The organism is Brevibacillus sp. FSL K6-6036, assembly GCF_037964015.1.
GTDB classification, from domain to species: domain Bacteria; phylum Bacillota; class Bacilli; order Brevibacillales; family Brevibacillaceae; genus Brevibacillus; species Brevibacillus borstelensis.
On sequence record NZ_CP150173.1, the window covers coordinates 2,025,616 to 2,041,440 of the forward strand.

Here is a 15,825-nt window from a genome sequence, read left to right on the forward strand (position 1 = left end):
TTATGACTTTTTTCGGAGGTAGGGGCCTTGGAGCATTTGACGCTGCTGTTGATCGAGAGGATGGGCATCCTGCTTACCATCGCCTTTATCCTGACGAGAATTCCGCTGTTTCGCCAATTACTCGACCGCGAGCTGCAATTGTGGACGTCGGTGGCGTACTCTTTGTTATTCGGGCTGTTTGGCATTGCAGGCACGTATGCGGGAGTGGTCGTCCACGAGGAGACGTACAACCCGGCTTTCTGGATCTTTCCGCTTCAGTCAAGTGAAGTGATCGCAAACTCAACGCTTGTCGGTGTCGTGATTGGCGGCCTTCTCGGAGGGCCGTTCGTGGGACTGGGGGCCGGACTGATCGCGGGCTGCCATTTGTTCAGCTTGGGTGGCCTTGGCGCCTGGGCGTTTGGCTTGTCCAGCCCGATTACGGGCCTTCTGGCCGGATATGTTGCCCGCTTTTTCTCGCAAGAGCGCGTAATTTCTCCGTCCAAAGCGCTGTTCATCGGAATGTTTGCCCCGATCATACAGATGTCGCTTTTGCTCATATTGGCTCAGCCTCCCGAGCTAGTCCGCACGGTTGTGAATATTATCGGCATCCCCATGGTGCTTACCAATAGCATTTCCATCGCCATTTTCACGACGATGATCCGCGTCGCTCTCCGCGAAGAAGAACGCTCTGCCGCGATGGAGGCGGAGAGGGCATTCACGATTGCCGAGCGCATCCTGCCCCATCTGAAGATGGGCTTGACTCCCCAGACGGCCCAATCCGTAGCCTATATCCTGCTCAGAGAGGCGAAGGCCAGCGCAGTCGCCGTGACAGACAGAGAGCAGCTGCTAGCCCACGTAGGCGCCGGTTCGGACCACCATGTAGCCGGGGAGCCGATACGCAGTGAGCTGGCCCGCCGCGTCATCTACACCGGAGGGATACAGACGAGTCTTTCCCGCGAGCATCTTCCGTGCGAGCGAAACAATTGTCCGCTGCAGGCAGCCATTGTCGTCCCGATCCGAGAAGGAGAGAGCGTCGTCGGGCTGATCAAGCTGTATTTCAAGCGGCCGCAGCAGATCGGCAAAATTCAGGGGGCGCTGGCTAAAGGTCTGGGAAACCTGTTGTCCAACCAATTGACGCTGACCCTCGCAGAGAAGATGAAGGGGTTAATGAAGGACGCAGAGCTGCGAATGCTTCAGGCTCAAATTCATCCCCATTTCCTGTTTAATACATTAAACTCGATCGTTACGCTGATTCGGATCAACCCCGATCTCGCCCGCCACATGACGATTCAGCTGGGGGTTTTCATGCGGCTCAACCTGAAAATGACCTCGACGCCGCTCGTATCCGTCGGGCAGGAGCTGCAGCACCTGAATGCGTATCTGGAAATTATCAGCATACGCTTTGCAGAGCAATTTACGGTTTCGCGCGAGGTAGAGCCGGGTGTGGAGCAGGCGTTGATTCCGTTCGGCACCTTGCAGCCGTTGGTGGAGAACAGCATCCAGCACGGCCTTAGCGGAAAGCCGAGCGGCGGACGTATCGCCATTGCGGTCAGAGAGGAGAGTGACTGCATCTCCGTCGTGGTCGAGGACAATGGTGCAGGCGTTCCGGAGCCGCTTCTGGACAAGCTGGGCAATACGCCGCTTGAGAGCAAAGACGGCAACGGCATCGGCGTATACAATGTCAACCAGCGTTTAATCAGCCTTCTCGGTCCGGAATCGAAGCTCCATTTTTCCAACCTGCCGGAAGGAGGCTGCCGCATCCAGTTTGCAATTCCACATAGACGAGGAGAAGATGCCTGATGCAGATCCGAATCATGATCGCAGAGGATGAAAGGCTGGCGAGGGAGGAGCTGGTCTATTTGCTGGAGCAGGAGGCCGATGTGGAGGTACTGCCCTGTGCGACAAATGGCCGCGAGCTTCTGCAGTTGGTAGAGGAATACGAACCGGACGTGGTGTTTCTCGACATCAAAATGCCGGAGCTGGAGGGGGACCAGGCCGCGCGCATGTTGGCCGCCCGCAAGAAACGGCCTCTGCTCGTATTTTCCACTGCACATGAAGACTACGCTGTCGAAGCGTTCAAGCTGAATGCGGTCGATTACCTGTTAAAGCCGACAGAACCGCAGCGGCTGAAAGAAACACTGCAACGGTTGAGGAAACGGCTTTCGGAAACGGCTCCGCCATCTGCTTTGCCGAATCCCTCGAAGGTAGCGAAGATGATCATCGAGGACAACAACCGTTTGGTGGTGATCGATCCCAGCACCGTGATGTACGCTGTCCGGGATGAGCGAGTCGTTCAAATCTGGACGGAGTCGGAAGTGTATACGACGCGCATGACATTGCAGCAGTTGGAGGAAAAGCTCCAGGCTTACCCGTTCTTTCGGACGCATAAAAGCTACCTGGTAAACCTGCAGTATGTAAGCGAGCTTCAGCCGTGGTTCAACGGCGCGTACAATCTGATCCTGAAAGGGCCCAATCCGGTTCGGCTTCCCGTCTCCCGGACCGCAGCAAAAGATCTGCTGAAACGCCTGGAAGGGTAGAGCTTGACTTTGATCCCGTATTTTTTGCTTTTGACGCGCTACTTTTTGCATGTCGCGCGCAAATGTAAACAATATTGGGAATTTTTTTGTAAAATAAGGAAGCGCTTTCAATGGCGCGGTTACACATTCTTGACAAGGGGAGATTCCACAATGGGAAATACAAGCTCGACAGCGAAGGCCATGTCTGAGAAGCAGACGTCTGTCCAGTACACGTCTATCATCCGGTCGGCGACGTTTCAGGAGCTGCTTAGACGAAAAAAAGCATTCATCGTACCCTACTCCATTTTCTTTTTCTTGTTCTACTTTACTCTTCCCATCATGACCTCCTACTTTCAAGTGTTGAACAAACCCGCCTTCGGGGCGATTACCTGGGCCTGGGTATTTGCCTTCTGCCAATTTATCATGACCTGGGGACTGTGCATCATCTATTCCAGGAAATCGCGGCAGTTTGATGAGCTGGTAGAGAAGATCAAGCAAGAGACGGGAGGCAAAAGCGCATGAATGTAATGGCATTTTTACTCTTTTTGGCAATTGTTGTGTTAACGCTTGTTATTACGTATTACGCCTCCAAACGGACCAATAGCACTAGCGAGTTTTACACGGCGGGAGGAGGACTGACCGGTTGGCAGAACGGCCTTGCCATCGCCGGCGATTACATGTCCGCGGCCTCTTTCCTCGGGATCGCCGGAATGATTGCTCTCTCCGGCTTTGACGGCTTCTTTTACAGTATCGGCTTTCTCGTCGCTTATCTCGTCGTGCTGTACATCGTAGCCGAGCCGCTGCGCAATCTCGGAAAGTACACGATGGCGGACATGATTGCGGCCCGGTTTGAAAACAAGCAGGTCCGCGGAGTAGCGGCTCTGAACTCCATCGCGATCTCCATTTTTTACATGATCGCCCAGTTGGTAGGGGCCGGCGCCCTGATCAAATTGCTGCTCGGTCTCGACTACACGACCTCTGTTCTGATCGTAGGCGTTCTGATGACGGTTTACGTCGTGTTTGGCGGCATGACGGCAACCTCCTGGGTGCAGATCGTCAAGGCGGTTCTGCTGATGGCCGGTACCTTCATTATTTCCGTAATGGTGTTTGCCAAGTTTGACTTCAGCGTGACGCAGATGTTCGAGCAAATGAAAACGGCAACGCCGCTGGGCGAAAAGTTCCTGAATCCGGGGAACAAGTTCAAGGACGGCCTCGATACGATTTCGCTCAATCTGGCGCTCGTTCTCGGTACTGCCGGACTGCCGCACATTTTGATGAGGTTCTTTACGGTAAAGGACGCCCCGACGGCGCGGAAATCTGTTGTGTACGCCACCTGGATTATCGGCTTGTTCTACGTCATGACGATTTTCCTCGGATTCGGCGCAGCCGCATTTGTCGGGGCGGACAAGATGGACCCTGCCGGAAACATGGGAGCGCCGTTGCTGGCCCAATTCCTAGGGGGCAATTTCCTCTTTGCGTTTGTGTCTGCCGTCGCCTTCGCTACCATTCTGGCGGTAGTGGCTGGTCTCGTACTCACGGCTGCATCAGCGTTTGCCCATGATTTTTACGGCCATGTCATTCGCCAGGGGAAGGCTACGGAAAGAGAGCAGATGGTCATGGCCAAATGGGCCTCTGTCGGCGTTTCGGTCATCTCGATCCTGCTTGCCCTGTTCGCGCAGAAGCTGAATGTCGCTTTCCTCGTTGCTCTTGCCTTTGCGGTAGCCGCCAGCGCAAATTTGCCGGTTATTATCTACACGATCTTCTGGCGTCGATTCAATACGACCGGGGCTGTTGTCGGTATGCTGGTAGGCTTGTTCAGCTCGCTGATCCTCGTTTTCCTCAGCCCGAACATCTGGAATCCGGAGGCGGGCAAGGCCATTCTGGTCGGAGAAGCTCTGTTTCCTCTCTCGAATCCGGGGATCGTCTCGATTCCGCTCGGTTTCCTTGCAGCCTGGCTGGGTACCTACTTCTCGAAGACCAAAGACGATGCGAAATACGATGAAATTGTTGTCAAAGCGAATACCGGGATGAAGGAATCCGCGTAGTCTCTGTACAATTGTAAAAGCAACGGAAAGGTGTCGGGGGAGGCTCCGGCATCTTTCCTATGAAACGGGGGAGCGGCGATATGTCATCGGTCATCTTTTTTTGCAGCGTCATTATCGGCACGCTGTTCATCACGTATTCAGCGGCGAGCCGAACATTCAATACGAGAGAGTTCTACGCTGCGGGAAACCGGATGACCGGGCTTCAGAACGGGGTGGCCATCGCCGGAGATTACATGAGTGCCGCTTCGTTTTTAGGAATCGCCGGGACGATAGCAATGTACGGTTTTGACGGCTTTCTTTATGCGATCGGCTTCTTTGTGTCGTATTTGGTCATGCTGTTTTTGATCGCGGAACCGCTGCACAATCTGGGCAAATATACGCTGGCGGATGCGATTTCCGTCCGGTTTGAGAGCAAATGGCTGAGGGGTGCGATTGCCGCCGTCACGCTTTTGATCACAGTCTTTTACATGATTGCGCAACTGGTAGGTGCGGGGGCGCTGATCCACTACCTGCTCGGCATTGATTACGCTGCTGCGGTGATGGTCGTGGGAACACTGATGACCATCTACGTCGTATTTGGCGGGATGGAGGCTACCTCGTGGGTGCAAATCATCAAAGCGATTCTGCTGTTGACGGGGACGCTGATCATCTGCCTGATCGTCCTGTCGCGCTTTCACTGGAGTCTGGCGGAGCTGTTTGTATATGTCGGCGAAGCGACACCGATGAAAGAGCGCTTTTTGCACCCGGGAAACAAATTCAACCAGCCGCTGGACATCCTTTCGCTCAATCTGGCTCTCATATTGGGGACAGCCGGACTGCCGCATATCATCGTCAGGCTGTTTACCGTAAAAGATGCCCCCACGACCAGACAATCCATCATTACGGCGACATGGGTGATGGGTGCGTTTTACCTGATGACGATTTTGCTCGGTTTCGGGGCATCTGCTTTTATCGGATGGGAATATATCCAGGACGCCGGATTCGGAGGAAATCTGACGGTGACGATGCTTGCGGAAGCGCTTGGCGGAGAATTTTTGATGGCTTACATCTCGGCCGTGGCTTTTGCGACGATTCTCGCGGTGGTCACAGGTCTTGTGCTGTCGGCCTCATCGGCGTTTGCCCACGATTTGTACAGCCATATCATTCGCAATGGGATGGCTTCGGAACGGGAACAGGTATGGGTCGCCAAATTATCCTCGGTGGGAGTAGGAGTGATTTCCATCTGGCTTGCGATTGGCGCGCAAAAAATGAATGTTGCGATTCTCGTGGCGCTGACTTTTGCTGTGGCGGCATCGGCCAACTTTCCCCTGATCTTCTTTACCATCTACTGGCGCCGTTTCACCCTACAGGGAGCGTTGACCGGGATTGTCACAGGGGCACTGTCCGCCCTCATCCTCGTTTGTCTCGGGCCGTCGGTCATGGACCCCGAAAGCGGCATGATTCTCGCCGAACCGCTGTTTCCTCTCGCCAATCCCGGCGTGGTTTCGATCCCTCTCGGATTTTTCGGAGCCATCGTCGGTTCGCTTGCAAGCAGACCGGCTCCCGGCGCGTCCGATCACTACGATGCGGTATTGTTTCAGGCACACACCGGCACGCGGCAGGGACTGCGTCACAGCGTGGCAGCGAAAAGCGAATAATCTGCTGCAATCCGGCCCACCCTATAGGTCAGGGGGGAAGCGATATGAGTACGGACAAAGAGACTCGGACATCTGCCGAGGTGGATGTCTACGAGCAGGCCCGGATTTCCTTGGTAGGATTGATCCAGGAGCTGTGCGAGGCGCTGGATGAGACCGATGCGGAGGCATACAAGCGAAAAGGCTATGAGATGATCGGCCAGTATTACAAGACGCCCGTACATACTGGTGAATTGACTCTCACCTGTGCCGCTGTTCTCGAAGATATTTTGCACAAGCTGGAAATGACCCAGCAGGGCGACCAGGTAACGATGGTCAGAGGCCCTTACAGTATTATGAAGATGGATGATCATGAAAAGAGTTAAAAGACCCGTCTGGCGGGTCTTTTTTGCTTGCTGCATGAAAGTTTTCTAGTCTACCGGATGGTTATTTCATGGTAAGATAGGTGGGAATAGCAGCAGGGGAGCAGGCAGGAGGAAGACCCCATGAAATATGTCAACATCGATCAAGTAGAGCCAGGCGATGTCCTGGGCAGAAGCATTTATACGAGCGACGGTCTGACCTTGTTGCAGGCCAACGTACAGCTAACCGTTGGAATGATCAATAAATTGCGCCGTTTTGGCGTTACGATGGTAAGTCTCAAGGACCCAAACCTGCAGGACGTGGACACAGAAGAAGTTTTAAGCGAATCGACGAGAAAAGACGCCATCCGCAATTTGTCCGCGGCGATCCAGTGCATTCAGGCAGGAAAAGGAATCGATGTGCGCGGAGTCCAAAAATCCGTCAACAATATCGTGGATGAGACCTTGCGAAACCGGCGAGTTTTGTTAAACCTGGGTGAAATTCGCACGAATGACAATGCCCTGTACATACACTCCCTGAATGTTTGCATGATGGCTGTCGTCATGGGGGTTGGACTTGGATATTCCGTCAACCAACTAAAGGAGCTGGCGATCGGCTCTTTGCTCCATGACATCGGGAAAGTCGTCAAAGATGAGGGAGACGCTTCGCCCTACAAGCAAAACAGTATCGAGAATCACCATACGTGGACGGGATTTAACCTGCTGCGCAAAAAGCACGAGATGAGCATCGTTTCTGCTCATATCGCCCTTCAGCACCATGAGTGGGTAGATGGCAGCGGCGTTCCCAGAGGTCTGATGAGCCACGAAATCCATGAGTTCGGGAAAATCGTCGCGATCTGCAACGCATACGACAATTTTATCTCTCCCTTTTCTGAAGAAGAGGAGACACTCCCGCCTTATGAAGCTTGCGAGCGCATCATGGGACTAGCAGAAAAAAGGTTTGACCACCAGATGGTCATTCAGTTTTTGCGGACAATTGCCATGTATCCGACAGGAACATCCCTGAAGCTGAGCACGGGAGAGGTGGGGATCGTGATTGATCAAAACAGGGGATTGCCCTCGCGACCAGTGGTTCGAATCATTCGCAAGGACAGAGTTGTCAATGAGCGAGTGGGGGACGACCACGAGATTCGGGATGTCGACTTGAGCGAAGAGACGACGATATTTATTACCGGCATATTGGAATAAGGCGAACAGACAGAAATCAGGGAAAAGTTTGCCTGATATAGGGGAGTTTCCCTACATACACCATCCTTTGTTTTTCCTAGAATGAAGTCAGAAAAGGGCGGACACGATTGCCCGATGACGAGGAAAAGGATGGTGCACAATGTCGATTCTAGTGCCGGTAGATGCTACTCCACAGTCTTTGCAAGCTGTAAAGTTTGCATTGGCTTTTACGAACGGAAATAACGAAATCTCTCTCTTGCATGTCATTCCACCGTTTTCATCCAGATTTGCTGTCAATCAATTGGGAAACAAGACTGTGCAAGAATTTCAGCTGGATGAAGCGAAAGAGGACCTGAAAGAAATCGTGGAGCTGGTCGAGCAGGCAAAGGTTCCGTACAAACTGAATATTCAGTTTGGAGAACCGCACGAGGCAATTGTGGAAGCAGCTCGCGAAGGCCATACGGCTGTCGTCATGGGGACACACGGATATGGCCGGATGACCGGTTATTTGATGCAAAGCGTCAGCTATCCAACAATCCACGATGTGGAGATTCCCGTATTTTTAGTGCCCGAGGCGGCGAAGATCAACGACAAGTGGAAAACGGTACTGATCGCAGTCGACGGCTCCGACCACGCCATGAAGGCAGCGCAGCAAGCCATCCGGATGGGCAAAGAGGATGGCACCCGGTTTGTTCTTCTGACCGCGGTGATTCCTCCGGTCGCTTACGCAGGCGTTTACGGGATTGGCTGGGAGGATACAGCAACACTGGAATCGTGGGGGAAACAGACGATCCGTCCATACGAGGAGCTGTTTGAGCAAGCACAGGTCCCTTACGAGAGCAAAGTGTTGATCGGAGACCCGGCTACCCTGATCAAGGAAGTTGCCCAAGAGACAGAAGCAGATGTAATCGTCCTCGGCCACCACGGCATGAGCGGCATTGCCGGAACGCTGATGGGCAGTGTCACCTTCAAGGTGATTTACCGGACGAAAACGCCTCTATTGGTCGTGAAATAAAGGAAATACAGGGTAATCCTACCAAAGGGAAGGCTGTACGGATTGAAGACTACCCATCGAGCAGCGGCTAATGAAACCTGTTTGCTCGATGGGAGCATTTCATATCCCGGACAGTCTGTTTTTATTGTTGGCGTTACAACTGCTCGGTTTCAAGAGACTGCTGGTGTTTCGGTTTCGAGAGCGGATGTTGTTGTTCTTGGTTTGATTGTGATTGTGGCGGTTCTGCCTCCATAATTTTGTTGACCCCGAGGGAGCCAAGCAGCAGGAAGAAGCCTGACAGGCAGAAGACCGTGATCAGAGAGGTCAACTCCATGAGCGGGCCGGCCACAAACGAACTGATCATTACCAGTGCCACAAAGAGCGGTGTCATGGTGCCATTCACACGCCCCACGTACTCTTCCGCTACCAAATGAATCATCTTCATGCTGAGTACAATTTGCAAAAATGCCAGCAGCACTCCGGAAAGCAGGCGCATCGTCCCAGTCAGCGGAGCAGAGGTGGAAAGTGCCTCAACGACAACCGAGACGGCAAAAAAGACAATGGCGCCGTGAATGACCAGCTTTCCGTTTAACTGCCTGTGCAGGGCGGAGGCGAGGATGCCTCCGAGCAGCATGCCGACACCCTCCAGAGCCGTAAACCACTGGATGGATTCTTTCGGAAGCTGCAGGCGGTCTGTCACGAGAAAGACCTCCAGCGGATTGATCAGACCCGAGCCGAGTCCAAGCATGGCAAACAGCCACACAATCCCCCTAAGATGCGAGTGGTGCCTGACGTAGCGAATGCCGTCCTTGATCTCAGCCAGAAGCGAGGTTTTTTCATGAGAGTCACTAACGGAAGAAGCGCGCTTTGACGAGGGCAAACCCAAGAGCATGAACGCGGACAAGAGAAACAAGAGGGCCATCGCAAACAAGGAGACATAGACGCCGGAAGCCTCATAGACAAACGTCCCCACGATCGGGCCAAAAAGGATAAACAGCGACCCCATGCTTTGGGAAACAGAGATGGCGGAACCTACCTGTTCTTCCGGAACGTGTATCTTAAAGACTTTGGCGGAAGCGGGCTGTGAGAATTGGGAAACGACAGCGGAGACAAAGGTAGCGAAAAAAACAGCGGACCAATAGCCTTTCCAAAGCAGTACGGCAATCACGCAGACGGAGAGCGAGCTGAGGAGATTGGCGGAAATCATGGTCCGCTTCGGGTCCCAGCGGTCTGCCAGTGCCCCGCCGATCACGGAGAACAACAAAATGGGAACATACTCGATAGCAGTCAGCAGCGAGACGGCGGTCGGGTTGTTGCCGCTGATTTCCATGACGAAGAAGAGCAGCGCCATGTTTCGGATCCAGACGCCGATGTTTTCCAGCAAATCGGTAGAAAAGACGATGAGAAAGACGCGATTGCGCCAAAGCTCCTTCATTCAGGTTCCTCCTAACTTTTGCAAACCGAACGGTCGGTCTAATGATAGCGTAAAAAAAGGGGCTATTTTTTCCCCGTCCCCTTTATGAACACATCAATAGACTTTCGCATGTACGTATGAAGCTGGTCCGGGTGGTCGTAGTATGCTGCGCTGCATACCCCGCTGAGAAAGCCGTCCAGAAGATAGGCCAGGGCCGCCGGATCGTCTGCTTCAAACTCGCCTGCCTCAATGCCCTTTTCAAAAATGGGGATGTAGACTTGATGGGCTGTTTTTGTCAGATTGATGACCTGCTCCAGAATTTCGGGTTCAGCCAGCTTGCTGCCGCTGAACTCCTCGGCAGCCTTTTTCAACGGGTGATTTAAAAAATCATCTACGAAAAAGTCAGCCAATGCATACAGCTTCTCCGTCGCTGTGGGGTAGGGAGCGGAGTACCTTGCCCATTTCTCTTCCCATTCCTGCTGATTCTTTTCCAGCAGATAGAGAAACAATTGCTCCTTGTTTTTGAAATGGTAGTAGAGACTTCCTTTGCTTGCGTCTGCTGCAAGGCAAATGTCCTCGATGGAAGTTGCGGCATACCCCTTTTGGGCGAATAGTTCTGTTGCTTTTTCGGCGATATGTTGCTTTGTCTTTTCGCCTTCGAGACGGCGGCGTGTCATGGCGGATACTCCTTTTTCTAGACTGAACGTTCGGTATAGATTAAAGGTAAAACAACTTCGCGGATTTGGCAAGGGAAATACATCTTTTTCGTTTCCATGCGAAGTCAAAGTCAACATTTCCCGCTGCACTCACTATTTGATGTCGTAAGCCATGCAGATGACCAGTCCCAGCTTTTCGGTCATCCGTTCTTCATAGACGCGGAATCCGCATTTTTCATAAAACGGGACTACCCCTCGGTTTTTATCCAACACGCCCAGATGAAGGGACGTGTAGCCGTTTTCTTTATACCATGCAATCAAGGTGTCCAGAAAATGCTGAGCGTATCCTTTTCCCTGGTGGTCCTTGTGCAGCATGATGAGCCCGAGCCATGGATTGCCATCGCGAGGATTTCGCAGGATGAATTGGGCAATGCCGACGAGATCGCGGGTGGAGCGGGAACGGAGCAAGATGCTGTAGGAGTCTTCCATCGCCAGATTCTCGGCGTGGTCCGATTCCACTGTTTGGACAGTGACTTCCCGCTTGCCGTACGCATACTCCATGTAATCGGGGTTGGAATTGTAGACGGAGAGCAGCTCATCGAAATCGCTCTCCTCTACGGGAAAGTAAAGCAGGTGCTGGCTCGAAGCAGGAAATGGAGACGGCATCGGGTACCTCCTGAAACATTTTGATAGGATTTGAAGATGGATATTAATCGAAATAAAATGAAATGTCAATCTTGCAAATACTGCTCAAAATAAGGACCTCAGCCCAAGTCATTTCTTGCAGGGGAAAAGCAACGAAAATGATAGATGATCCAACAGGCAGGCGCATGACAAACCGGGTCCCGTAGAGGACAGCAGACTGAAAAAAACAAAGGTGGGGGAAACTGCAACTAATCAGCAGAGGGAAGGAGATGCAATATGTTTGTCGGTTGTCACGTCAGTATCAGAAACGGATACGCAGGAGCGGCAAAGGCAGCAATGGCGATCGGAGCGAACTGCTTTCAGTACTTCCCGAAGAATCCGAGGAGCATGGGCGTAAAAACCTTTGATGCCAAAGATGCAGCTTCGTGCAGGCGCTTTGCAAAGGAACACGGCATGCTATCCATCGGTCATACGTCGTATCCGACAAATCTTGCAGTGGAAGAGGAGGAGCTATACGAGCGGACTGTCGAACACCTCCGCAATGATCTGGAGATAGCGGAAGCATGCGGTTCACTCGGTGTAGTCGTTCACTTCGGGCACAGCAAGGGTGGCGACCCGCTCGAGGGATACAAGCGGATGATCCGGCTTTTGGATGAACTGCTCTGCGATTGGCGGGGAGAGGCGAAAATACTGCTTGAAAACAATGCAGGGCAGGGAACCCGGATGGGGACGACCATCGAAGAGCTGGTGCAGGTGCGTTCCTTGCTCGCGGCACCTGACCGGGTGGGTTTTTGTCTGGACACCTGTCACGCTTTTGCCAGCGGGCTTTGGCGGGGACACGATTGGGACGAGGTTTGCGCTCACATGCGAAACGCGGGGTATTTTTCATCACTTGTCGCTGTTCATTTGAACGATTCCGTTTATCCGAGCGGCTCCTTCCGCGACAGACATGCTCCTATCGGCAAGGGTGAGATCGGGTTGGAGGCGTTCGCAGCATTCCTGCAAACTCCTGAGCTAGCGGACATCCCGTTCATTTTGGAAACCCCGGCACCGGCGGATGGAGGTCACCAGGAGGAAATTTCGCTGGTTCGCCGGCTGGCAGAGCAGAGAGATGGAGTCTTCGGTGTGGAAAAAGGAGCGACCCGTGTGGTAGAGTGAGGAATGAAGAGTTGTGTGTCGAACCAAGGAGGAACATACGTGAAAAGACGAGTGAAAGTAACGATCGAAGATTTTTCTTCCCTGCAGGAAAACCTGAACAATCCCGAAGAGCTCGCCCTCTACCAGGGAGCCAACGGACATACATACGATGCGGAAATTGAGCACGATGGCTATGCCATCATTGATGTAACCGAGGATGACTATATCGAGCTTGCCCCCGGCGAATATCAGATCATGATCGAAGAGTGGACCAAGGCAGGGAATATCGGAGACTGCACACTGGAAACCAAATCCGACCCGGCCGATGACAAGGCGATGCTGTACCGCCTCGTGGATGCGTCCGGAAATGAAAAGGAACAGCCGGTGTCGCTCTCCAAACAAGTCGTCGAGCTTCTGGGCAAGACTTGGTTTGGGAAAAATGCAAAGAAAGAAGAATAAAAAAGCAGCGCTGGCCGATCAAAGACATGCACTGTTAAAAGGGGCGGGTACGTTTACAAGTTCCGGACCAGACCCGCGACAAGACTCCTGACAAGCCGGATGGAAGGCTAGCACCGGATGGAAGGCCGGCAATCGAAAAAAAACCGCCGACGCATTGCATGGGACTGATCCCATAATGCATCGGCGGTTTTGCTTGTTTTCTTACATTTCTTCCGGTGCTGCGAGTCCGAGAATGCGGAGCCCTTCCTTCAAGACCGTAACAACAGCCGCTACGAGCTGGAGACGAGCATTTTTCACAGCGTCCTCCTCGGCCAGGATGCGGACGTTTGCGTAGAACTTGTTGAAGGCCTGCGCGAGGTCGATCACGTACTTCCCGATTTGCGAAGGATCAAAGCCGTTGGCAGCGCGGTCTATCACTTCCGGGAATGCATTCAGAAGCGTAACGACTGCCCAGGCTTCCTTGCTGTCCAGCGCATCCTGAGGCAAGCTTACCGCTGCGGATGGTACATAGCCGCCTTTTCTCAGCAGGGAGCAAGCACGTGCGTGCGTGTATTGGACGTAAGGACCGGTTTCGCCTTCAAAGGTGAGCATCTCTTCCCAGGAGAAATTGATGTCATTGAGACGATAGTTTTTCAAGTCGTGGAAGATGACGGCCCCGACGCCAACCTGGCGGGCGACTTCTTCCTTGTTGGCGAGACCAGGATTCTTTTCCTCGATCACTTTCTTGACGTCTTCGATCGCCTGGGACAGCACTTCTTCCAGCAGGACGACCTTGCCCTTGCGCGTGGACATTTTCTTGCCGTCCTTCAGCATCATGCCAAACGGAATGTGATGCATTTCCTTTGCCCACTCAAAGCCCATTTTCTCCAGTACCTTGTAGAGCTGTTGGAAGTGAAGGCGTTGCTCGTTTCCGACGACATAGAGCGCTTTGGCGAAGTCGTAGGTTTCATGGCGGTAGAGGGCAGCAGCAAGGTCACGCGTCGCGTACAGCGTGGCGCCGTCCGATTTTTTGATCAGGCTTGGCGGCATGTCGTATTCATCCAGCGTCACGACCATGGCGCCGTCCGATTCCGTCAGCAGGCCTTTTTCCTCCAGCATGGCGACGACGCGATCCATCTTGTCGTTGTAAAATGCTTCGCCGTGTGTCGAGTCAAAGGAAACGTTCATCAGATCGTAAATCTTCATGAACTCCTTCAGAGATTCATCGCGGAACCACTGCCACAGGTGGAGCGCTTCTGCGTCTCCGTCCTCCAGCTTTTTAAACCACTCGCGCCCTTGATCCTCCAAAGACGGATCGTTCTCCGCTTCTTCGTGGAAGCGCACATAGAGGCTGAGCAGTTCTTTGATCGGCTCCGCTTTTACTTTTGCTTCGTCGCCCCACAGGCGATACGCCACGATCAGCTTGCCGAACTGCGTGCCCCAGTCGCCCAGATGGTTGATGCGGACCGGCTGGTAACCGTGTTTTTCCATGATGTTGGCAATCGCGTTTCCGATCACGGTAGAGCGAAGATGCCCCATGGAAAACGGCTTGGCGATGTTGGGAGAAGAAAGATCGATCGGAACCTTCCGCCCTTTGCCGATGTCGCGGCTGCCGTAAGCGGCTCCTGCGGAGAGGATGGTGCCTACTACCTCTGCTGCGACACTTTGCTGATCGAGAAAAATATTGACGTACGGGCCAGCTGCCTGGACTTCGCGAACCGGCGTACCCGAGATAAGCGGGGCAAGCTCGGCTGCAATCACAGGAGGCGCTTTGCGAAGTGCCTTTGCCAGTTGAAAGCAAGGGAAGGCGATATCGCCCATGGCCGGATTCGGAGGTGTCTCCAGCATGTTGCGCACTTGCTCGGCCCCCAGCGTATCTACGCCTTGCTTGGAAAGGGCTGCAGAAATCATCTCAGCCACTTGATGCTTGTAACTCATAGTGATGCAAACTCCCTTCATCATGAAAAATAAAAAAACCTCTGCGTCTCTGATTGATCAAGAGACGAGAGGTATTCTCCCGCGGTGCCACTCTTTTTGCCATGCAGCCTTTACATTTCGGGCAGCACAGCCGCTTTGTTCTGCGATAACGGGCAGACCCGGCTGCCTTACTTGCTCCAGAGATAAACCGGGCAATCAGACAGCATCTCCGAGGTGCGATTCCTGCCGCCATCCTGCACCGGGCTTACACCATCCCCGGCTCGCTTGGGCATTTTGACGGAGTACTTTCCTCATCATCGATCCTTTATGATTCATCCATTATAGCGAAAAGGATGCGGCTTTCGCAACTCAATCATCCGCTTTTTTTATGATCGCATCGAGATCGCGAAACAGGTCGCGGGTCAGCGATTCTTTGTCTTCGGCAGCATTCCATTGCTGCTTGAACTGCTGCAGCTTCTCGAGCAAAGCCAACTCCGCCTCGGCGTCCTTTTCCAGATCGTGATTTTCACTCGGGTCGAATGGCATCAGCCGCTCATCCGTGCCGCTGCGAAGATAGGCGGTTTTCCAGTTGTCCGGAAACTGATAAGCCTGCTCTCCGAACAGAATCGCGAGAACATCGTCCGATTCAAGCGGCAGGAAGTGGTCGAATTCGTCGCGCCTGCCCCCTTCGGACAGATTGATATGTGTAAAGGAATACCGGAGATAGTGTTGGCCATTTTCGCTGTCTTTCACGACAGAATATGTCTCGAAGTCGGTTTGTTCCAGTTCTTTTACCGTTTCGATACGCGATAGGAATTCGTGCTTGTCACAAGGGTGTAGTGGATCCAAAGCGTTTCGCTCCTTTGCTTGGCTTCGACCTCATCATAGCAAAAGGGGCATGGATTGACAATGAGCGGGGAC

At 53.1% G+C, this 15,825-nt stretch carries 15 protein-coding genes and 1 other annotated feature; of the genes, 10 read left to right on the plus strand and 5 right to left on the minus strand.

The window, feature by feature from the left end; all coding sequences use genetic code 11:
- Positions 1–27 precede the first annotated feature (27 nt).
- The 8 genes from NST37_RS10090 (at position 28) to NST37_RS10125 (ending at position 8,718) form a co-directional block, all read left to right on the plus strand.
- Positions 28–1,779 carry a LytS/YhcK type 5TM receptor domain-containing protein gene (locus tag NST37_RS10090; RefSeq protein WP_003387409.1) on the plus strand — a complete coding sequence of 584 codons (1,752 nt, stop codon included), beginning with the start codon at positions 28–30 and terminating at the stop codon, positions 1,777–1,779.
- The gene (locus NST37_RS10095) at positions 1,779–2,516 is read left to right on the plus strand and encodes a LytTR family DNA-binding domain-containing protein (protein WP_003387408.1); all 738 of its coding nucleotides are present in this window, start codon (positions 1,779–1,781) and stop codon (positions 2,514–2,516) included. Before NST37_RS10090 ends, NST37_RS10095 begins: the two co-directional genes overlap by 1 nt.
- Positions 2,517–2,666: 150 nt before the next feature.
- Complete coding sequence (locus NST37_RS10100; RefSeq protein WP_003387406.1) at positions 2,667–3,017, plus strand: DUF485 domain-containing protein; 351 nt, start codon at positions 2,667–2,669, stop codon at positions 3,015–3,017.
- Entirely contained in the window at positions 3,014–4,540 is a 1,527-nt protein-coding gene (locus NST37_RS10105) for a cation acetate symporter (protein ID WP_024985150.1), read from the plus strand. Before NST37_RS10100 ends, NST37_RS10105 begins: the two co-directional genes overlap by 4 nt.
- 80 nt (positions 4,541–4,620) lie before the next feature.
- Positions 4,621–6,177 carry a cation acetate symporter gene (locus NST37_RS10110; RefSeq protein ID WP_031931757.1) on the plus strand — a complete coding sequence of 519 codons (1,557 nt, stop codon included), beginning with the start codon at positions 4,621–4,623 and terminating at the stop codon, positions 6,175–6,177.
- Positions 6,178–6,221: 44 nt separating this feature from the next.
- Positions 6,222–6,539 carry a hypothetical protein gene (locus NST37_RS10115; RefSeq protein WP_003387403.1) on the plus strand — a complete coding sequence of 106 codons (318 nt, stop codon included), beginning with the start codon at positions 6,222–6,224 and terminating at the stop codon, positions 6,537–6,539.
- 120 nt (positions 6,540–6,659) lie between these two features.
- On the plus strand, positions 6,660–7,724 hold the full coding sequence (locus NST37_RS10120) for an HD domain-containing phosphohydrolase (RefSeq protein ID WP_327955979.1): 1,065 nt from the start codon (positions 6,660–6,662) through the stop codon (positions 7,722–7,724).
- Between the two features lie 139 nt (positions 7,725–7,863).
- Positions 7,864–8,718 (plus strand): universal stress protein, encoded by an 855-nt coding sequence (locus NST37_RS10125; RefSeq protein WP_327955980.1) that lies wholly within the window; start codon positions 7,864–7,866, stop codon positions 8,716–8,718.
- Between the two features lie 133 nt (positions 8,719–8,851).
- On the opposite strand, the gene NST37_RS10130 is transcribed toward NST37_RS10125, so the two are convergent.
- The 3 genes from NST37_RS10130 to NST37_RS10140 form a co-directional block, all read right to left on the minus strand.
- Complete coding sequence (locus tag NST37_RS10130) at positions 8,852–10,132, minus strand: MFS transporter (RefSeq protein ID WP_003387400.1); 1,281 nt, start codon at positions 10,130–10,132, stop codon at positions 8,852–8,854.
- A gap of 62 nt (positions 10,133–10,194) precedes the next feature.
- Positions 10,195–10,788, minus strand: coding sequence for a TetR/AcrR family transcriptional regulator (locus NST37_RS10135; RefSeq protein ID WP_024985154.1), 594 nt, complete (start codon positions 10,786–10,788; stop codon positions 10,195–10,197).
- Positions 10,789–10,920: 132 nt separating this feature from the next.
- Entirely contained in the window at positions 10,921–11,433 is a 513-nt protein-coding gene (locus NST37_RS10140) for a GNAT family N-acetyltransferase (protein ID WP_003387396.1), read from the minus strand.
- 255 nt (positions 11,434–11,688) lie between these two features.
- Between NST37_RS10140 and NST37_RS10145 the strand changes: the two genes are divergently transcribed.
- Both NST37_RS10145 and NST37_RS10150 read left to right on the plus strand, forming a co-directional pair.
- Positions 11,689–12,570 carry a deoxyribonuclease IV gene (locus NST37_RS10145; protein WP_003387395.1) on the plus strand — a complete coding sequence of 294 codons (882 nt, stop codon included), beginning with the start codon at positions 11,689–11,691 and terminating at the stop codon, positions 12,568–12,570.
- A 39-nt stretch (positions 12,571–12,609) separates the two neighbouring features.
- Positions 12,610–13,008 (plus strand): hypothetical protein, encoded by a 399-nt coding sequence (locus NST37_RS10150; RefSeq protein ID WP_003387394.1) that lies wholly within the window; start codon positions 12,610–12,612, stop codon positions 13,006–13,008.
- A 201-nt stretch (positions 13,009–13,209) separates the two neighbouring features.
- Here the strand turns inward: NST37_RS10150 and argS are convergent, their stop codons facing one another.
- Positions 13,210–14,925 (minus strand): arginine--tRNA ligase, encoded by a 1,716-nt coding sequence (gene argS, locus NST37_RS10155; RefSeq protein WP_003387393.1) that lies wholly within the window; start codon positions 14,923–14,925, stop codon positions 13,210–13,212.
- Between the two features lie 57 nt (positions 14,926–14,982).
- Positions 14,983–15,231, minus strand: a binding site (T-box leader).
- A 42-nt stretch (positions 15,232–15,273) separates the two neighbouring features.
- A complete protein-coding gene (locus NST37_RS10160; RefSeq protein ID WP_031931765.1) occupies positions 15,274–15,753 on the minus strand; it encodes a hypothetical protein in 480 nt (159 codons plus the stop codon).
- Between the last annotated feature and the right edge of the window lie 72 nt (positions 15,754–15,825).